This window comes from Haloferax profundi (genome assembly GCF_001469865.1).
GTDB classification, from domain to species: domain Archaea; phylum Halobacteriota; class Halobacteria; order Halobacteriales; family Haloferacaceae; genus Haloferax; species Haloferax profundi.
This window is the reverse complement of sequence record NZ_LOPV01000429.1, coordinates 1-19,511: the sequence shown is the minus strand read 5'-3', so window position 1 is coordinate 19,511 and position 19,511 is coordinate 1. Positions and strand designations below refer to the sequence as shown.

Genomic DNA, 19,511 nt, shown 5'->3' with positions numbered 1-19,511 from the left:
TCGGTATGCAGATTCTCATCCCCATCGACGGCACCGACGCCAGTAAGCGCGCCCTCGACTTCGCCATCGACATGGCCGTCGGAATGGACGGGGCCTCCACGTCGTCCACTTCACAAACCAACAGACTGACGCGACTGACGCCATCCTCGACGATGCCCGCGAACGCCTCGCCTCGGCAGACGTCCCGGACGAACCAGAACTGACGACCATCACAGTCGACGTGTGGAACGCCGACCGAAACCGACGGCTATCGGACGGTGCCGATGCCGTAGCAGTACGTACTACTTCTCCGCGAAAAGTCGCTTCCTCGACTTGCCGGCGGTGCTTACGCGACGCGAACAGTGTGCTGCGTTCCGGTCGAGTGTGCGAAGTCCTCGTCGGTCGTAGCGAGGTAGTGCGAGGTCTGGGTGAACAGACCACGTTCGTCGTCGCGTGATTCGTCCGCACAGAAGATGTCTCGGTCGTTCACGTGGCTATCTTCGTGTTGTGGTTCGCCGTAGAACGTGCGCTGTCCGGTCGGGGTTTCGGTGGTCGAGGAAGAGTTACTCATGTTCGAGTAGTAATTTAGTCCCAGACCATATAATGTTTTTTCCGCCACAACAATAGTGACCAATACCGACGACTATCACTACCGTCTTTGTATCGAATCTCGGGAGAAATCGGCGTTTTCGGGGACGGCGAATCCTGTCAATTTCAGCGGTACTCCGACCCGACGACTTCGCGGATTCGCTCGGCGGTGACTGCGCCGACGCCACGGACTTCCTGCAAGTCGTCCTCGCTCGCCGTCATCACCGCTTCTACACTCCCAAACGCTTCGAGGAGCGTCCGCGCAGTGACGGGACCGATGTCGGCGATGGCGGAGACGACGTACTCTTGTTGTTCGTCGAGTGTCTTGGCGCTCTTGCCGCCGTGGACGCTCACGCTCCGTTCACGGTCGGTCTGTTCACGGGTGGCGATGGTCGCGAGCATCTCTGCGGTGTCGTCTTCGTCCTCGGTGAAGAGGACGCTCACGCCGAAGTCGACGGCGACAGACGAGAGGGCACCGCGAATCGCACCGGGGTGGATGTTCCGCTCTTCGTAGAGACCCCGTCCCTCGACGACGAGAAGCGGGCGGGCGTAGTGTCGCGTGAGGTCGGCAATTTGCTCGAACAGCGAGCGGTCGCCACCCGTGAGCGTGTCGAGGAAGTCCGAGACGCTCTTTCGCTCGACTGCGACGCGGTCCGAGAGGACGTAGTCGCCGACGGCGAGGGTTTCGAGTCGCGTCGTCACGTCCTCGCGCTTCGAGAGCGTGCGCGCGATGTTCGAATCGAGTTCGCGCTGGTCGACGACGATTTCGACGCCGTCGTCGGCCCCGGCCTTCGCGATGGTTCCCGCCTGGTCGTCTGCTGTCGAGTCGTCGTCGCCGGCGTCGACGTTCACGTCGTCAGTGTCGTCAGTGGGTTCGTCTCCCGTGGCCTCGGCGTCGTCGGACTCGTCACTGGGTTCGACCCGTGCCAACTGCTCGTCCGATGGGCCGAAGTCGGCGAGGCCGGACTGTCCGTTCTTCGCGCTCGCAGCGGCGACAGTTTCGGAGGCCTCGTCGGACGAGGTGTCGGCAGGTTCACTCACCGCTTCTGCGTTCGTCGCGGCGTCTCCCCCATCGTTTCCGGTGGATTCGCTCCCTGCGAACGCCGCGAGGTCACGCTGCGAGTGGTCGAGTTCGGCCTCGATATCCGCCGCAGCACCCTTGAGTTCGCGGAGTTCGTTCTGCATCGTCTTCTCGCGTCGGCGCGATATCCAGAAGTACGCCTCGTCGCGCGTGTCTTCGGCGAGGAGGACCACCACGCGGCCGTCTGCCTGTCGGCCGGTCCGACCTTTGCGCTGGATGGAGCGGATGGCCGTCGGCACGGGTTCGAAGAAGAGCACCAAGTCGACTTCCGGCACGTCCAGTCCCTCCTCTGCGACAGAGGTAGAGACGAGGACTTCGAACTCGCCGCTGCGGAACTTGTCGAGTGTCTCTTGTTGCTCCTTCTGGGACATCCCGTCTGACCCTTCGCGGTCACCCTGACCGACGAATCGGCGGACAGAGAAGTTCTCAGAGAGGAACTCGGTCAACGCCTCGGCAGTGTCGCGCGACTCGGTGAACACGATGACGCGTTCGCCGTCGTGGATACCCAGTGTCTCGGCGAGGAGGATGCGCGTCTTCCTGAACTTCGGGTGGAGACCGTCGAACGACTCCGCTTTCCGCATCGCCTCCCGAACTTTGGGTTCCGCGACGAGTCGCTGACTCGCCTTCGACGCCCCGGACGACCGGGCCGCGTTTCGCTGGCGTTCGAAGTAGCGCCGGACGGACTCGACAGACTGCGTCTCGACGAGTTCGACCGCACGCCGGAGTTTCATCACCTCCGCGTGCGTCGACATGCCCTTGTAGCCCTCCGACTTGTCGGCGTTCATCAGACGCTGGAGTTCCGCACGCATCCGGTTGAGGTCTTTCTGCGAGACGTCGGGGTTGGTCGAACGCGCGACACCCAACTGCTTGAGTTTGTCCAGTCGGTCGGTGATGACCTCGTTGAGGGCGTCGCGAATCTCCAGAATCTCGTCGGGGAGTTGGATGCGGTTCCACTCGACGTCGGTGTCGTGTGTGTACTCGTCGACGTCGGCGTCGCCTTCGGTCATCACCTCGACGTCCGCGATTCCGAGGTTCTCACACACTTCGAGGATGGCCTCTTGGTCGCCACCGGGCGAGGCACTCATCCCCGTGACCAGTGGGTTCTCCGCGTCGGCGTGGTAGCGTTCTGCGATGTAGACGTACGCGTAGTCGCCGCTGGCACGGTGGCACTCGTCGAAGGTGAGGTGCGTCACGTCGCTGAGCGAGATTCGGTTCCCGATGAGGTCGTTTTCGATGACCTGCGGCGTCGCGATGACTATCTGGGCGTCTTGCCAGAGTTCCGCCCGGTCGTCGGGGCGAACGTCGCCGGTGAAGACCACGATTTCGTCGTCGGGAATGGTGAGGGCCTCACGGTAGAAGTCGGCGTGCTGTTGGACGAGCGGTTTCGTCGGGGCGAGGAACAGTGACTTGCCACCGACTTCGTACAGTCGCTCGGCGGTGACGAGGAGACTGACCGTCGTCTTTCCGAGACCAGTCGGCAGACAGACGAGGGTGTGGTCGTCGCGTGCGGCGCCTGCGAGTCGAATCTGATAGAGTCGTCGCTCGATGAACGACGGGACGAGTAGCGAGTGGTCGACGTACGCGACGTCCTCAGAGGCCGGCATCGATTGGGATTACGTGCCCTGGCCGATAAGGGTTCGTAGAGCACGGTGAAAGTGAAATGAACTGCCGTCCGCTGCGTCGGTGATGGTCGTCACCGTGCGCTGTCGGCAGCGTCGAAGTCGGGGTCGTCTGGTCGCGGTTCCGGAAGCGACGCTCCAACGAGCGCCGCCCACTCGGCGACTCTTGTACTCGTACGTGGGTTGGACATAGCGTTCCCCAAGAGAATATAATCTCAACTATCGTATATAACGATTGTGCCTACTCGTCTGGAAGACCAGCCGATCCGGACTGATTCGTCGAGTCGAGAAGTGAAGGAGACAGGTTAGTCTTCTCGCGACCCAGGACCCCACGAGTCGGGGACTTCGATGACGTACCGGCCATCCTCACGGAGCGAGATGATGTACTCGTCTCGGTCGTACAGTTCCATGAGGTTGAGTTCGTACTGACCGGGGTTGACGATCTTGATGCTCTCGAACTGGTCGTTGAGTTCCTCGCGGAGTTGGTCGAGGTCAGGACGTTCGTCGGACGACGGTTCGATGGTCGTCCCGTCGACGTCCGGCGGAGCAGTCTGTGGTGCAGACGCCTCTGCTTCGTCTGGTGTCTCGTTCCGGTCGGACGCAGTGACACCGGGTTCGGTCCGTTCGGTGGACTCACGGTGTTTCGCACCGGCAGCAGCGAGTTCCTCCGGCGTGACTACGTCGCTTCGAGCGCTCCTCTGGGACGTATCCTCGTCCGTCTCTCGTGCGCGGATGTGCGGCGCGTGGTCCGACGAACCTGCTGTTTCCGACCCCGCCGCTTCGCCTGCAGTGGTACCACGTGGGGGTTCGGGTTCGGTCTCTGATGGACTATTCGGCGCAGTGGGCCACTCGCCCCACCCACGCGACGAGTCGTCGCTACTCGACTCACCAGATGGTGCACTTGGTGAATCACTCGCGGGGTCGTTCGGTGAACGACTCGCGGGACCGGCCGGCGCGTCAGTCGACGACGCACGCGACGAATCAGGTCTGGCAGCGTCTGCCGACGCTCCAGACTCTCGCTTCGAGTTCACCCAGTCGCTGACCGTCACTTCCTCGTCACCGGTGTCGGGACGGGATTCTGTCTCTGTCGCTCGTTCACGGACGGCGTCGGCCGCAGAGGACGTCAAGTCCCGCGTTCCGGCGCCGCGCTGCGTAGGAGTGTCGTCACTGCCTCCCGCGGCGTCGGCGGGAGTGCCGCCGGCGCTAGACGCGGGTTGGAACTGAAATTTGTTACCGCCGCAGCTCGGGCACCCCGAGAGCATCTCTTTCGAGCCGTCGGGGAACACCTTACCGCACGTCGTGCATTGATGTGGCATTGGTAAATGTGGGCGCCGGATGGCGCGTGATTGGTCGTTTGCGAACCCCTACTTTCGCGAGACGAGCGCACTGATGAGATTCTCGTCTTTGTGGAGCGTCTGAATCTGGTTCGCTGGACCGATGACCGTGAGTTTCTGCGTCGATTGCCGACCCATCAGTCGGTCGAGGAAACTCTGGTCTGCGGTCTGTGAGCGCGGATACGTCTCTATCTCGATGCCGTTGAACTCGTCGGGGCTAATCTCTGCCATCGTCACTTCGATGAGTTTCGACTCTTCGTCGGGCGAGAGACCCTCTTCGAGGATGACGATGTTTCCATCGCGAACACCGTCGAGGATGAGACGAATCTTCTCCATGCTCGTGAGGTTTGCCATCCGATTTCCACTGAAGAGGTCTATCTGGACCCCACCAGAACCGTTGTCGGAGGCCGTTGCTTCAGGCATGGTGAATCACGCGAAGTACTCCGCGATTTTTGCGTACACTTCGTCCATGTTCTCTCCCTCGAGTGCCGAGAGTTCGACCGTCTCGTGTTGCGGATACGCGTTGGTGATGCGCTCGACGTTCGACTCTTCGAGGTCTATCTTGTTTGCGAAGATGAGCACCGGCAGGTCCTGGCTCTCGATGATACCGATGAGCATCGTGTTGACCTGCGAGATTGGGTCTTTCGTGCTGTCGAGAACGTAGATGACGCCATCGACGTCCTCGCGGAGCCAGTGCATGGCTTCGGCGACGCCTTCGGTCGCCTCGCGGGACCGACGGACGGCGTCGTCTTTCTCCATGTCGTGTTCGAGGAACTCCTTGTAGTCGACTTTCGTCGTGACACCCGGCGTGTCGACGATGTCGATGGTGACTTTCTTGCCGTTCCGTTCGATCTCCACGTTCTCCTTCCGTCGGGCGCGACGGGTCTCGTGAGGGATGTGGCTCTCGGGACCGATTGCGTCACCGGTCCAGTCACGGGCGATACGATTTGCGAGAGTCGTCTTCCCGGCGTTGGGCGGGCCATAAATTCCGATCCGCTTCGGCTCGCTCTCCGAAAAGAGCCGGTCGACGACTCGTGAGATGCTGTCTCTTAGATCTGTGAGCAGTCCCATCCTGGGCCTCCCGCACCTCCCGAACGCGTCGTGGAGGGCGTATGGAGGTATCACCCAACCGGACTCACTTAAGCACTACGTCAGACACTAGTCAAGTTTCAGATACAATTACCAGAACCGAGTGTGTTCGTCTCTTTGGGTCGAACCTCCCGAAACTCACCGATTCGACCGATTTTACCCCCTGTGTTCGTGTGCAGACCGATAATTCGGGAGAAAGTGTACTTCTTGTTCCCGTGTGCGCACACGAGCGAGGATAATTGGACGTTTATCAGACGTGTAACGGACGTTTATCGTGGAAACCAGTCAGAGTGCGACTGCACCGTGTCGACGTGCAGGTCCTCTCGCTGGAACGTCGACAGACACGAAGAGAAGGTAACGTCGACGACGACGTGAAAGTGAGGCTGTTTCGTCGGACAGTGAACCAGACCAACGGCCTGACGACCTCTCGAGGTGGAAGTCGACGGTAGCGGGTGGTGACGGACGGTGAACAGGGGGGAGGAACACCCCCACCCCTTCGTTTCAGGTGGAACGCCGCGAGAGGGGAGGGAGGGTGAACCGCTAGACGGCGGTCGACTGTTAATTCTAGTCCACACCCACCCAATAATAACACTATTTTCTCTACTACGGGTATGGTGTGCATCCCAGTGTAATAAAACCACGGCCTTCTAGAAGTCGCCGAACCCCCCTCCCCACCTGTTGTCGTCTCCACCCGAAACAAAGGGGTGTGGGGGAATCGAGACCCAAGGGTTTCCTGTCGAACTGGAGAACCGGCAGTTAATTGCAGCGGAAACGAGGGGGTCAAACGAGAAGGAGAACGCTGCTACTACCTGATTTATTCGATAGAGCGATTCACTCGTCTCCACACGAAACGAAGGGGGTTACGGACGCGATTTTTCGTGTCGGAGTCGCTCCAAGCGAACGACTCGTCGACTTGCTCGGCCCGCCGTGGGCGAACGCCAACTCGTTCGCTCGTCCAAACGCCACCACGAAACACGTCTCGGGACACTTCCCGTCGAGGAACTGCGCACTCGCGCGCGCTCGCGATGCACTCCGCGAACGAGTCATCGGTTCACGGTGGCTCCTTCGAGTGCGTCCGAGAACCAGCCGCTTTCGATACCCAGACTGCGTTCGACATCTACGTGATAGTCGATATCGAGGTCGGCATCTGCGCGATTGTCGACATCTACACGATTGTCGACGTCGGTGATGACCACCGACCGATGGGTGTGCAACCTGCCGATAGTACGTGATTAGTTTGTCGCAAACACACCGATTCGAGTCGAACCGAATCGAACGTTCACTCGAACAGAACCTGTCGTCACGTGATTCTGACGGACAGCACCGTCTCTGCCGAGACGGGACTCCGAAGCTCTCCTGTCGAAACCCTTCTGGTCTCGCGATTTTTGCACGCTCGAGTGGCCGATAAGTCGGAGAAGTAAGACTTTTGTACCAACTCTTCGTTTGGTTCCTTTGCATCATCTGGAATCGCCTGCTGTGGCTTCACGAGCAGATGCCGGTTATATCCGGTCTCATGCTCTCTCAGGGCCGTTTCGGGCGACTATTCCAATTGAAACGAAGGGGTATTCACGATGGGTGAGGACGACAATTCACGAGGTGGCCACCGAGCAGAAGAAGCGGATAGTTCTGCACGGGACGCAGAATCGACCGACGTATCCGCCGAGGATATCGATATCCAGGCGAGCATCGGCCCCGATGCCGACGTTCCGGACGAGGACGACGTCGACGTCGACCAGCACAAAGACCCCGACGTTGGTCTCGACAAAGTCGTCTTGAACGACGACGACGAGTCGAAAGGGTTGTTCGACGACCTCCTCGCCGGAGAACCAATCTTCGAGAACAAAGAGGTGCTTCGGCCGTCGTACACGCCGCACGAACTCCCCCACCGTACCGACCAAATCAACCAGATGGCGACGATTCTGGTCTCCGCGTTACGCGGGGAGACGCCGTCGAACATTCTCATCTACGGGAAGACCGGGACCGGAAAGACTGCGAGCGCGAAGTTCGTGAGTCAGGAACTCGAATCGACGTCGCAGAAGTACGACGTCCCGTGTGAAGTCGAGTACATCAACTGCGAGGTGACGGACACGCAGTATCGTGTCCTCGCCCAACTCGCGAACAAGTTCATCGAGAAGAACTTCGAACGAATCGAGGCGGAGATCGACCGACTCGATGAGATGCGCACACGGGCGACAGAAGACCCGAACGCACTCGAAGATACCCCCTACGATTCGATTGCAGAGATAGACGAACGGGCCGAGGAACTCTCGAACGACGCCGACGAGATGGAGACGGTGCCGATGACCGGGTGGCCCACAGACCGGGTCTATACGACGTTCTTCGACGCCGTCGATTACAAAGAGCGCGTGGTCGTCATCATGCTCGACGAAATCGACAAACTCGTCGAGAAATCCGGCGACGACACGCTCTACAACCTCTCGCGGATGAACTCCGAACTCGACAACTCGCGTATCTCTATCATGGGTATCTCGAACGACCTGAAGTTCACCGACTTCCTCGACCCGCGGGTCAAGTCGAGTCTCGGCGAGGAAGAAATCGTCTTCCCACCGTACGACGCTAACCAACTTCGAGACATCCTCCAGCACCGCGCCGACGTCGCGTTCAAAGGCGGCGCACTGACCGACGACGTCATCCCGTTGTGTGCTGCGTTCGCCGCGCAGGAACACGGTGACGCCCGCCGTGCCCTCGACTTGCTTCGTACCGCAGGCGAACTCGCCGAGCGTGGACAGGCCGACACCGTCGAAGAGGCACACGTCCGACAGGCGCAGGACAAGATAGAACTCGACCGGGTCGTCGAAGTCGTCCGGACGCTCCCCACGCAGTCGAAAATCGTCCTCTTCGCTATCATCCTCCTCGAGAAGAACGGTGTTCGCAACATCAACACTGGCGAGGTGTTCAACATCTACAAGCGCCTCTGCGAGGAGATAGACGCCGACGTGCTCACGCAGCGTCGTGTCACGGACCTCATCTCGGAACTCGACATGCTCGGCATCGTCAACGCCGTCGTCGTCTCGAAGGGACGGTACGGCCGAACGAAGGAAATCAGCCTCTCAGTTCCCATCGACGAGACGGAGGCCGTCTTACTCACCGACTCGCGTCTCGGTGACATCGAGAGCGCCCAACCGTTCGTGCAGGCTCGGTTCGATAACTGAGTGGAAGCACCGAAGCGCAGCGAAGTGCTGCACTACACGGAGAAGAGCGATTTTCCGGTCGGTTCACGCTGCCAGCGACGGCTGAGTGACGTGTATCGGGTCGCTGGTCACTGAGGCCGAGAGTGCTTGTTCGACTGGAACAGGTGCCTCCACGACTGAAACAGGTACGTGTTCGAGAGTCACCGGCGTCACCGGTGTCGCCGTCGACATGGTACTCGCGAGGGTCAGGCGAACCCATCCGAGGAACGGGATGCGGATGCGGGCGACACCCTGGACCCACTCGGGGCGGACGGGTTCGCTGATACCGCTCACCTGGTCGTAGCGCGCGTTGTTGTCGCCTTTGGTGATGAACCCGTCGTAGGGTGCCGGACAGTGGGTGAGTTGCTGGCAGTTGCTCGCCGACATGTAGTCGGGGTTGGCCCTGTCGTACCAGTTTTCACCCTCTTCGACCCAGAGCATCGAGCGGTGGATGATGGGTGGGCCGCCGACACCTGGATTGTCGTAGACGATGACGCTGCCGTCGCCGCCGAACGTTCGATAGTCGACGTCGGCACCGACTTCGGCGGTGACGACGGACGTACCTTCGACTGCCGCGTCGGGCGCGTATCGCTCCGGTCCGGTGATGAACACGAGGTCACCTTTGTGCATGTGCGGTTCCATGCTGCCGCTCTCGACGGCGACCATGGGTGGCCAGACGCCACTGACGGCGAACAGGAGCAAGCCGACAGCGAGCACCGCGAAGGCACTGACCAGTGCTTCGCGGATGAACAGGAGTGGGCCATCCTCCGCGGTTCGGAGTCGTTTGAGAAACCCTTCGTCGGGGTCGGGCCCACCCCGCGAGGATTTGGGGACCGGGGGACCGTCGTCGGCACTCATCACTCTCAATTTACCCGGACTGGGTTTCAACGTTCTGGGTTTCGGCACCCTTTTTGCTCCGCTCCGCCGATTTCGCCGTGTGCCACTGGAGACGCCGGCGCGCATCGTCCGGGCACTCGTCAGTCGCGGCTACAACGCAGAACGCGAGGCCGTGACGCTCATCGCTGGGTCAGACGACCCGGGCGTGACACTCGCCCAGGTCGTCGAGTCAGTCCCGGACGACGCGCTTCGAATCACTGCCGACCACGTCCGCGGGGTGCTCGCGTCTACACCCGAAGCGGACCCGCCCGAGGTCGAACCTGCGAGCGGTGCGCCCGAGAAAGACCCCTCTGTTTCACCTGCAACACCGGCCGACCAGACCGAACCTGTTAGTGAGACAACTCCACCTGAAGCGAAGGGGTCGTGGAGCGGCCGAAACACAGATCCGGCGCTCCGGTCGCTCGAAATCGCGAACGACATGACCGGTCAGTCGACTGGAACCGGCGAGTACGACGACTTCGTGAAGGTGTTCCGCGACCGGTACGAGAAACTCTCGAAGATGCTTCGCGGGCGCGTCAACCACCGCCCGGCCAAGGCCATCTCCAAGATGTCCGGCGGCGAGGACGCCGAACTCGTCGGCCTCGTCAACGACGTTCGCTCGACCAAGAGCGGTCACTGGATTGTCGAACTCGAAGACACGACGGGGACGTTCCCGTGTCTCGTGATGAAGGACAAGGACATCGCCGCGTACGTCGACGAACTCCTCATGGACGAGTGTATCGCGGTCCAGGGGACGCTCTCTGGAGACGCAGGCATCCTCTTCGTCGACTCGATGCACTTCCCGGACGTTCCCCGTGGGCACAGGCCGAACACCGCGGACCGCCACGTGCAGGCGGCGCTCATCTCCGACGTGCACGTCGGCAGTCAGGAGTTCATGGCGGAAGCGTGGGACCGCTTCGCCGATTGGCTACACACAGAAGAGGCGGCGAACATCGAGTACCTCCTCATCGCCGGCGACATGGTCGAAGGCGTCGGTGTCTACCCGAATCAGGACGAAGAACTCGACGTCGTCGACATCTACGACCAGTACGAGGCGTTCTCGGAACGCCTCAAATCGGTCCCCGGTGACCTCGACATCGTGATGATTCCCGGCAACCACGACGCGGTTCGCCTCGCGGAACCACAACCGGGATTCGACGACGAACTCCGTGACATCATGTCTGCGCACGACGCCACGATTACGAGCAATCCTTCGATGGTCACGCTCGAAGGCGTCAACATCCTCATGTACCACGGCGTCTCGCTGGACGAGGTCATCGCCGAACTCCCCGCGGAGAAGGCGAGTTACGACGAACCGCACAAGGCGATGTACCAACTGCTGAAGAAGCGCCACGTCGCGCCGCAGTTCGGTGGCCACACGCGCCTCGCGCCCGAAGAACTCGACTATCTCGTCATGGAACAGGTACCGGACATCTTCCACACCGGCCACGTCCACAAACTCGGATGGGGCAAGTACCACAACGTCCTCGCGGTCAACTCCGGGTGCTGGCAGTCCCAGACCGACTTCCAGAAGTCCGTCAACATCGACCCCGACTCGGGCTACGCACCCATCGTCGACCTAGACACACTGGACATGACGGTCAGGAAGTTCTCCTGACCCGGATTTTCTCGTCGGGGCTGAGTTCGACAGGTCCGTCGACACCGACGACTGGACCCCTTCGCTTCCACTCGAACACTCGGTTCTGACGGTCGATTACGCCGTCTCGCTGTACCGATAGCGGACCGTCGGATAGCCGTCGAACCGCGGGCCGTTGCCGACTTGTTCGAACCCGGCGCTCGTCACTGCCTCGCGGAGCGACGGTTCGGACTCGACGACGAGAACTTCGACCGGAAGACCTTCTGCACTCGCGAACCGGAGGGGTTCTTCGAGGAGGCGGCACACCGCCGCTTCCGTGCCGTCGAGGCGAGTCACGTGGACGACGCCCTCCTGCACGTCGAAGCCGACGAACCCGAGAATCGGTTCGTCTGCCGCCGGCGCGTCCACGTTCGGGTCGGAACCGGCGTCCTCCGTGGCGACCCGAACGGTTCGGTCGCGTATCAACCGACGCATCGCTCTGCTCGGCGCGTTCGCGACGGCGGCGAGCGCTTCGGCGTCGGAGTCGACGGCGTCTCTGACTTCCATAGTGAACGTTCCGCTCCTTCGTTGATAAACCTCCGTACCGAGAGACGGGGGATAAGGGCCGTCTCGCAACCGTATTTCGGGATGTCGGCAACGGTTGAAAAAGAGGACATAGTTATACGTCCCCCCGCGTTAGCCCCTCGCATGATTGAGCACCAAGCGTCGAAGCACCACGATTCGGAGGAACGATGCGCGTAGTCGCGAAGTTCGGTGGCACCTCTCTCGGGAGTGGTGACCGAATCAACCGCGCCGCAGATTCCATCGCGGCAGCGGTCGAGAAAGGACACGAGATAGCCGTCGTCGCCTCCGCGATGGGGTCGACGACCGACGACCTGCTCGACGAGATTCAGTTCGACGCAGACGATAGAGACCGGGCCGAAATCGTCTCGATGGGCGAACGGACGAGTGTCCGGATGCTGAAAGCGGCCCTCGCCGCCCGCGGGGTCGACGCCCTGTTCGTCGAACCCGGCGCCGACGACTGGCCGGTCATCACGAACGACCTCGGCGAAGTCGACGTCGAAGAGACCCAGCGACGCGCCGCCGAACTCGCCGAGGAGTTAGACGGCGTCGTCCCGGTCATCACGGGGTTCCTCGCACAGAACCACGCCGGCGAGATTACGACGCTCGGCCGTGGCGGGTCTGACACCACCGCCGTCATGCTCGGGAAGTACATGGACGCCGACGAAGTCGTCATCGTGACCGACGTCGAAGGCGTCATGACCGGGGACCCGCGCGTCGTCGAGGGCGCGCGGAACGTCGGCCGCATCACCGTCGACGAACTCCGGAACCTCTCGTTCCGTGGTGCCGAAGTCGTCGCACCCTCTGCGCTCTCCTACAAGGACGAAGCACTCGACGTTCGCGTCGTCCACTACCAACACGGTGACCTGCTCACCGGCGGGACGCTCATCGAAGGCGAGTTCCACAACCTCATCGACATGCAGGAAGAACCGCTGGCCTGTCTCACCGTCGCGGGCCGGGCGATTCGCAACCGACCGGGAATCCTCGCGGACCTCTCTGTCGCCCTCCGTGACGAGGAAATCAACGTCGATTCGGTCGCCTCCGGCATGGACTCTATCACGTTCTACGTCCTCGAAGACGACGCCAATCAGGCGGAAGCAGTCCTCCACGACCGGGTCGTCTCCGACGACGCACTCTCGTCGGTCACCGTCGAAGACGACATCGCCGTCATTCGCGTCACCGGCGGCGAACTCCCGAACCGACCGGGCGTCATCCTCGACATCGTCCAACCCCTCGCCGACGCCGGCATCAACATCCACGACGTCATCACGTCTGCGACGTCCGTCGCTGTCTTCGTCGCGTGGGACGACCGCGAAGACACACTCAAAATCATCCAGCAGGAATTCTAACGCCGTAGTGCTGCACCGTCCGGACGTCTCCGTCTGGACGGTCGACCGGTGGCGTTCCACCGGGTACTTTTGTCGACCTGTCGCCGTGGAGGCACGACCACGGGTGCGCGATAGGTGACATCCTGAGCGATATCTGTTACACTTCTTGGGCGACAGGTGGTTCGCTGACGGCGCTCACAGCGGCGTCCACACCGATGTACACTCTCGTCCACGAACGCCGAGAAACGCGCGCAGTCCCTCGTTTTTCCGCCTATACGATTCTTCACATTCGCAGGCGTGTGTCGGGTATGCGCTCGTACAAAGCAAAGATGGTCGAACCCATCGAACTTCCCTCTCGCGAGGAACGAGAGGCCGCCCTCGAACGGGCAGGGTACAACGTATTCAATCTCGACGCTCGCGACGTCTACATCGACTTACTCACTGATTCTGGGACGGGAACCATGTCGGCCGAGCAGTGGGCCGCCATGATTCGCGGCGACGAAGCGTACGCCGGCAGCGAATCGTTCGCGCGACTCGCCGAGTCCGTCCGCGACGTGATGGGATTCGAGTACGTCATCCCGACCCACCAGGGTCGCGGTGCCGAGAACGTCCTCTACGGTGTCCTTCTCGAAGAAGGCGACGTGGTTCCGAACAACTCCCACTTCGACACGACGCGGGCACACGTCGTCAATCAGGGTGCCGAACCCGTCGATTGTCCGTCGCCCGCCGCCCGTGACCCCAATTCGAACGAGAAGTTCAAGGGGAACTTCGACATCGACGCGGGGTACGCCCTCGTCGAGGAAGTCGGCGCAGACGCGATTCCGGTCGTCGTCCAGACGATTACGAACAACTCCGTCGCCGGCCAACCCGTCTCGATGGCGAACATCCGCGCTGTGGCCGAGTTCGCCCGCGACATCGACGCCCTGTTCGTCATCGACGCCTGTCGGTTCGCCGAGAACGCCCACTTCATCAAGGAACACGAAGCGGGGTACGAAGACCAGTCGGTCGCAGAGATTGCTCGCGAACAGTTCGCCCACGCCGACGCAATCACCATGTCCGGCAAGAAAGACGCCCTCGTCAACATCGGCGGGTTCACCGCCATGCGCGACGAGACCATCTTCGAACACGCCAAACAGCGCGCGATTCTCTTCGAAGGGTTCCCAACCTACGGTGGTCTCTCGGGTCGCGACATCGAGGCGATGGCCGTCGGCCTGCGCGAAGCAGTCTCGCCGCCGTACGTCAGCGACAGAGTCGAACAGGTGGCCGACCTCGGCGACTTACTCTCCGAAGAAGGTGTCCCTGTCTACCTCCCGACGGGTGGCCACGCCGTCTACCTCGACGCCGGCGAGATATTCCCGCACATCCCGAAAGACCAGTTCCCGGGGCAGGAACTCGTCTGTGCGCTCTACCGTGAAGGCGGCGTCCGCGGCGTCGAACTCGGCGGATTCGCGTTCCCCGGAACCGACCGCCCGGACGTCGTCCGTCTCGCTCTCCCGCGGCGGACCTACAGTTACGAACACCTCGAACACATCGCCGAGACGGCGGCGAAGGTGGTGGAGACGGCCGAGGAGTACCACGGCCTCGAAATCGTCGAGGAACCGCCGATGAAGGAACTCCGGCACTTCTCGGCGAAACTCGAACCCGTCTCGAACTAAGCGACGGCGACCGCTGTTCGACGCCGACCGCTGTTTTCGCGTCGTCTTCGTCTCGAATTCGTCGGTTCTGCTCACCGGCCCTCGTAGAGTCGGGTGGCGATTCGTTCCGGCAGTCCGACCTCGGTGACGCGTTCGGCCACGCGGTCGATATCGTACCCGACGCGGTGTTCGTCCACGGCCATCGCGTCGAGGTCCACGACGGCGTAGGCCGCCCGCGGGTCGCCGTCGCGGGGTTGGCCGACGCTCCCGGGGTTGAGGACGATGCCGTCGTCGTAGACGGCGTGACCCTGGACGTGAGTGTGTCCCATGACGAGGAGGTCTTCACCCGAGAGGAGACTGGGGGAGAAATCGTCGGGGTACGTGTAGCGGTCAGGGTCGTTGGGGTGGCCGTGGACGAGTTTGACGTGTCCGTCGAAGACAGTCTGGGTCTTCGGCAGCGACGTCAGCCAGTCGAGTGATTCCGGCGAGAGTTCGTCCCGGGCGAAGTCGACCCCTGCAGCGGCCAGACTGTTGAACCGAAAGCCGGTCCCAGCGGTCACCGCTCGGTCGTGATTCCCCGAGACGGTTGGGACCGAACGCTCCGCGAGTTCGGTTACGCACTCGTCGGGCCACGGATTGTATCCGACCACGTCGCCGGCACAGACGACGTGCTCGACGGGTGGCATGTCCGACAGAACAGCGTCGAGTGCTGGCAGGTTCCCGTGCACGTCCGAAATGACGCCCAGACGCATAGCTACCAGTACGGTCGCGTGATTGAAAAGGTGGTGGCCGGGCTGAAAGCCGGTCGTTCGCTGACTCTCTTACTCGCCGTTGTAGAAGGCCGTTTCCACCGAATCGCCGACGGTCGCCGCTGCGGCACAGACGGCGTGTTCGAACTCGTGGTCGTAGAGTTCGCGGGCGGCGTCGACAGCGTTCTCGGCCGTCAGGTCGAACGCTCGGGGGTCGTCTTCTTCGTAGGTTGCGACGAGTGTGGGTTCGTCGACTTCCTCGACGACGAGGGCGTCCTTGCGGACGATGCCGATGTAGGCTTCGTCTGCGCCGACGACGCCGGCGATACGCGGCGTGTTGTAGTCGTCTTTCTCGTAGTCGAGTGCGAGGAGAATCTCCGCGAGGGCGTCGCGGGGCGTGTAGCCCATGTCGAGTTTCTCTGCGATGGGGTCGACCTGCGACCCGTTGCCGACGACGACGTAGTCGCCACCTTCGCGGACGCAGTTGTAGGCGATGTAGGGGTTGTCAGTCTCCGGGGCGTCGGGCGTCGGCCCGACGGTCAGGGTACCGTCCCGCTCGACGACCTGTCGATTCGGGAAGGACCGAGAGGAGACGCGGTAGGCACCGATTCCGGGACCGACGACGACGAATCGTCCGACGTACATACACGACAATGGATAGAACGAGGGCAAATAGGTGGCGGTTTATGCACGTCTATCCGACAGTGTGTGAGTAGTTGGCATTGAAACCCCGACACGCAACGTTTACAAATACTCGTGAAGTACGAAGTGATGCGAAGTCCCATGGGGTAGTGGCCAATCCTGTTGCCTTCTGGGGGCAACGACCCAGGTTCGAATCCTGGTGGGACTATACTGGTCTCGCGATTCGAACGTCGGGAGGCGACTCCCGGAAGTTCGAATCCTGGTGGGACTATTCTTCCCGTTTCTCACATCCACTCTCAGGGGTTCCGCGCCCCTCGTCTCCACTTGAAACGAAGGGGTAGCTTTCAAAATCCAAAGGGGTTCGTTTCGTGTGGAACAATCGCACGACAGCGGTCGAATCGGTGTCGAGATGACCTTTACAAATCGGCGTCAGCGGTCGACCGTGAGGAGTGCGACGCGTTCTTGGACGAGTGCTGGGATGTCCCCGTCGGCGGCGGTGATTTCGGCCGCGCCGATGTCGAAGAAGTCACAGACTTGGTCTCGGTCGTAGTCGTCGAGCGTCTCTGCCTGTTCGAGGTCCAGACGGTCGAACAGCGCCGTCTCTGCCGCTCCTTCGTCGCCGCCGTCGACGACAATCACGACAGGGAGCGTCCCCTCGGAGACGCCCATCTCGAACGCGCGGTTGATTTGCCGGCGACCGCTGGCGTAGAGGATGAACTCGACGGCGCGGTCACGAGCGATTTCGTTCCCGCGAGCGATGGCACGGTCGGCGAGTTCGACCGCCCGTTCGAGGTGGTCGCGGCCGACGACGAACCGGGCGTCGAACGCTTGAATCGTCGCGCCCGTGTCGTCCGAGATGTCGCCGACGGTGGCGATGAACGCGTCGAGGTCCGAGACGGTCGCTTCTGCTTCGAGGACTCTCATTCGAAATCACCCAGACTCGCCTGTTGGTCGGCCCTGTCTTTCGCCGTTTCGAATCCAGTGTCGTCGGGGACGGCGTCGTCCGGCGCGTCTGACTCGTCGACGTCGTCCATCGAGGGGTCCTTTCGACCTGCCGCTTCGAGAATGTTCTCGGCAGTCTTTCGTCGTCCGCGGAGTGCGGCGAGGATGCGCGACTTGTCCGCCTCTCTGAGGTCGGCGCGCGTTTCGACACCTGCTTCGAACAGTCGCCGGGCACGTTTTCGACCGACGCCGCGGACCCCAGCGAGGTCGAGCAGTTCCTCGCGGACACCGTACTCGACGCGTTTCTTGGCCTCACGCACCGCGTAGACGGCGTCGAGGTCGAGTTCGCTGGCGAGTCGTTCGGCGGCACCGAGCAACCACTCTGCCGTCTCGACTTTCCCGCGGATGTCGCCGGGGCCGACGCCGTACCGCTCCGTGACTCTGTCCTCGTCGGTCTCGCTGACCCAGTCTTCGAGGAGTCGCGCCGTCTTGAGCGCCGAGAGCCAGTCTTCGAAGGCGACGTCCTCGTACTCCGAGGGGACGCGGCCGAGGAATTCGGGTTCGCGCTCGTAGCACAGTTCGGTGTAGGTCTCTCTGTCGCCCGATTTCAGGTACAGTTGGTACATGTCCGGCGTCCGGCAGACGAGGTGGTAGAGGCCGAGCGGCGTCGGATACGTGCGGTCCGATTCGAACTCGTCGTCCGACCCGTCGTTCTCGCCGTCTCCGCCGGCAGTGACCATCTCGCTGGCCTTCTGGAATCCTGCGGTGGCGTCGGACTCTCGTTGTCGTTTGGGATTCGTCTCGCCTTCGAGTGCGCGAAGTTTCTCCGACCGATGTTTCGCCGCCCATTCGAGGCCGTCGATAATCTCGGCGGCGCTCATCGGGTCGAGGTAGAGGCGCGAGACGGTGTGGCCGACCGGGGTTGCCTTGATTGTCTCACCCTCAAATTCGACGAACCCGTTGATTTCGAGGTAGTCGAGGACGCGGTCTGTCACCTGTGCTAACCGCTCGGGGTCGTCGGTCTGCGTCGCGTAGAGCGTCTGGTCGAGGAAGTCGAGGAGGCCCTCGCGGGTGTGGGCGAACCCAGACGCGATGGTTGCGAGCAGGTGCGTCCGAAGGGCGGGTTCGGCCGCGAGTTTCGAGTGCACGTCTTCCGCGTCGGCCCAGATGTACCGCTCGAACAGTTCGTCCCGGGAGTCCGCGTCTTTGGCGAGGAGGACCGCTTCGCCGTAGGGGTCGAGTCCGGGGCGACCCGCGCGGCCCATCATCTGATGGACTTCGAGCACGTCGAGCGGTTTCATGCCGCCGTAGTCACCGTCGTAGCGTTGCCAGTCGCGGACGACGACGCGGCGACTCGGGGTGTTGACGCCGGCGGCGAGCGTGGGCGTCGCGCAGATGCACTTGATGAGTCTGTCGCGGAACGCGTCCTCGACGAGGGTTCGGTGTTCCGACGCGAGGCCAGCGTGGTGGAACGCCGCGCCTTTGGCGACGACTTTTGCGAGGTCTTCCGACGTTTCGGTGTCCGAGATGTCGCGTATCTCGGCCGCGAGTTCCGCGAGTTCACCGCGTTCGTCGCCCGTGATGTACTGCTCTGTCACGTCGGCCATCCGCCGCGCCGCGGACTCGGCGTTCCGCCGCGAGTTGACGAAGACGAGCGACGACCCCTGGTCGTCGGCGTCGTCGCCATCGAGGGCGTCGGCGACGAGTGCAGGCGTCTGTCTGTCGCCGCGGCCGACGGGAACTTCTCGTTGACTCCCGTCGTCGAAGTTGATGGCGTTGCCGTAGTGGACGCCCATCTTCAGGTCGATGGGTCGCCAGTCGGACTGGACGAGTTCGGCGTCCAACCAGTCGGCGACTTCGCCCGCGTTGCCGACAGTCGCCGAGAGCGCGACGACTTGCAGACTCGGGTTGAGTCGCCGGAGTTTCGCCAGCGTGACTTCGAGCGTCGGGCCGCGGTTTCGGTCGTTGACGAGATGGACTTCGTCGGAGACGACGCAGGTCAACTGGTCCATCCACGCCGCGTTGTTGCGGACGAGGGAGTCCACCTTCTCGGAGGTAGCGACGATGATGTCGCGCGACGACAACCACTCGCCACTGGACTCGTAGTTCCCCGTGGAGACGCCCACGTCGATGCCGTACTCCTCCCAGCGTTCGAACTCGGCTTTCTTCTCCGAGGCGAGCGCTCTGAGCGGGACGATGTAAAGCGCTTTCCCGCCGCGGGCGACGCTCGACAGCATCGCGAGTTCGGCGATGAGTGTCTTTCCACTCGCTGTCGGGACGGCGGCGACGAGGCTCTCGCCG

Annotated in this window: 17 protein-coding genes and 1 tRNA gene; 6 read left to right on the top strand and 12 right to left on the bottom strand. The window is 62.1% G+C overall.

What is annotated here, in order from left to right; all coding sequences use genetic code 11:
• The first annotated feature begins 5 nt into the window (after nt 1-5).
• Nucleotides 6-203: a universal stress protein gene (locus AUR66_RS14470; RefSeq protein ID WP_231727907.1), complete on the top strand. Its 198-nt coding sequence runs from the start codon at nt 6-8 to the stop codon at nt 201-203.
• Between the two features lie 122 nt (nt 204-325).
• Here AUR66_RS14470 and AUR66_RS14465 read toward each other — a convergent pair whose 3' ends face one another.
• The 6 genes from AUR66_RS14465 to AUR66_RS21335 all read right to left on the bottom strand — a co-directional run bounded on the left by AUR66_RS14465 (nt 326) and on the right by AUR66_RS21335 (nt 6,886).
• Entirely contained in the window at nt 326-550 is a 225-nt protein-coding gene (locus AUR66_RS14465) for a hypothetical protein (protein WP_058572983.1), read from the bottom strand.
• Nucleotides 551-693: 143 nt separating this feature from the next.
• A complete protein-coding gene (locus AUR66_RS14460) occupies nt 694-3,252 on the bottom strand; it encodes a DEAD/DEAH box helicase (RefSeq protein WP_058572982.1) in 2,559 nt (852 codons plus the stop codon).
• A 320-nt stretch (nt 3,253-3,572) separates the two neighbouring features.
• Nucleotides 3,573-4,583: an OapC/ArvC family zinc-ribbon domain-containing protein gene (locus AUR66_RS14455; protein WP_082682225.1), complete on the bottom strand. Its 1,011-nt coding sequence runs from the start codon at nt 4,581-4,583 to the stop codon at nt 3,573-3,575.
• A gap of 48 nt (nt 4,584-4,631) precedes the next feature.
• A complete protein-coding gene (locus AUR66_RS14450) occupies nt 4,632-5,024 on the bottom strand; it encodes a DUF2073 domain-containing protein (RefSeq protein ID WP_058572980.1) in 393 nt (130 codons plus the stop codon).
• A gap of 6 nt (nt 5,025-5,030) precedes the next feature.
• Complete coding sequence (locus AUR66_RS14445; protein ID WP_058572979.1) at nt 5,031-5,672, bottom strand: Era-like GTP-binding protein; 642 nt, start codon at nt 5,670-5,672, stop codon at nt 5,031-5,033.
• Nucleotides 5,673-6,733: 1,061 nt separating this feature from the next.
• Nucleotides 6,734-6,886, bottom strand: coding sequence for a hypothetical protein (locus AUR66_RS21335; RefSeq protein WP_157533143.1), 153 nt, complete (start codon nt 6,884-6,886; stop codon nt 6,734-6,736).
• A 375-nt stretch (nt 6,887-7,261) separates the two neighbouring features.
• Here AUR66_RS21335 and AUR66_RS14435 point away from each other — a divergent pair, with 375 nt between their 5' ends.
• Nucleotides 7,262-8,863, top strand: coding sequence for a Cdc6/Cdc18 family protein (locus AUR66_RS14435; RefSeq protein ID WP_058572977.1), 1,602 nt, complete (start codon nt 7,262-7,264; stop codon nt 8,861-8,863).
• Between the two features lie 63 nt (nt 8,864-8,926).
• On the opposite strand, the gene AUR66_RS14430 is transcribed toward AUR66_RS14435, so the two are convergent.
• Nucleotides 8,927-9,739 (bottom strand): S26 family signal peptidase, encoded by an 813-nt coding sequence (locus AUR66_RS14430; RefSeq protein ID WP_157533142.1) that lies wholly within the window; start codon nt 9,737-9,739, stop codon nt 8,927-8,929.
• Nucleotides 9,740-9,818: 79 nt separating this feature from the next.
• On the opposite strand from AUR66_RS14430, the gene AUR66_RS14425 reads away from it, so the two are divergent.
• Nucleotides 9,819-11,375: a DNA-directed DNA polymerase II small subunit gene (locus AUR66_RS14425; RefSeq protein WP_058572976.1), complete on the top strand. Its 1,557-nt coding sequence runs from the start codon at nt 9,819-9,821 to the stop codon at nt 11,373-11,375.
• A 96-nt stretch (nt 11,376-11,471) separates the two neighbouring features.
• Here AUR66_RS14425 and AUR66_RS14420 read toward each other — a convergent pair whose 3' ends face one another.
• Nucleotides 11,472-11,900 carry a hypothetical protein gene (locus AUR66_RS14420; protein WP_058572975.1) on the bottom strand — a complete coding sequence of 143 codons (429 nt, stop codon included), beginning with the start codon at nt 11,898-11,900 and terminating at the stop codon, nt 11,472-11,474.
• Nucleotides 11,901-12,085: 185 nt separating this feature from the next.
• Here AUR66_RS14420 and AUR66_RS14415 point away from each other — a divergent pair, with 185 nt between their 5' ends.
• Together AUR66_RS14415 and AUR66_RS14410 are read left to right on the top strand one after the other, a co-directional pair.
• Nucleotides 12,086-13,264, top strand: coding sequence for an aspartate kinase (locus AUR66_RS14415; RefSeq protein WP_058572974.1), 1,179 nt, complete (start codon nt 12,086-12,088; stop codon nt 13,262-13,264).
• 287 nt (nt 13,265-13,551) lie between these two features.
• On the top strand, nt 13,552-14,898 hold the full coding sequence (locus tag AUR66_RS14410) for a tryptophanase (RefSeq protein ID WP_058572973.1): 1,347 nt from the start codon (nt 13,552-13,554) through the stop codon (nt 14,896-14,898).
• A gap of 71 nt (nt 14,899-14,969) precedes the next feature.
• Here AUR66_RS14410 and AUR66_RS14405 read toward each other — a convergent pair whose 3' ends face one another.
• The gene (locus AUR66_RS14405) at nt 14,970-15,629 is read right to left on the bottom strand and encodes a metallophosphoesterase family protein (RefSeq protein ID WP_058572972.1); all 660 of its coding nucleotides are present in this window, start codon (nt 15,627-15,629) and stop codon (nt 14,970-14,972) included.
• Nucleotides 15,630-15,698: 69 nt separating this feature from the next.
• Nucleotides 15,699-16,271: an IMP cyclohydrolase gene (locus AUR66_RS14400; protein WP_058572971.1), complete on the bottom strand. Its 573-nt coding sequence runs from the start codon at nt 16,269-16,271 to the stop codon at nt 15,699-15,701.
• Nucleotides 16,272-16,403: 132 nt separating this feature from the next.
• Between AUR66_RS14400 and AUR66_RS14395 the strand changes: the two genes are divergently transcribed.
• Nucleotides 16,404-16,476: transfer RNA gene (locus AUR66_RS14395), tRNA-Gln, on the top strand.
• Between the two features lie 221 nt (nt 16,477-16,697).
• Here the strand turns inward: AUR66_RS14395 and cgi121 are convergent.
• Both cgi121 and AUR66_RS14385 read right to left on the bottom strand, forming a co-directional pair.
• Nucleotides 16,698-17,192 carry a KEOPS complex subunit Cgi121 gene (gene cgi121, locus AUR66_RS14390; protein WP_058572970.1) on the bottom strand — a complete coding sequence of 165 codons (495 nt, stop codon included), beginning with the start codon at nt 17,190-17,192 and terminating at the stop codon, nt 16,698-16,700.
• Nucleotides 17,189-19,511: ATP-dependent DNA helicase (locus tag AUR66_RS14385; RefSeq protein WP_058572969.1), on the bottom strand; the 2,323-nt coding region annotated here is incomplete at its 5' end. The genes cgi121 and AUR66_RS14385, both read right to left, overlap by 4 nt.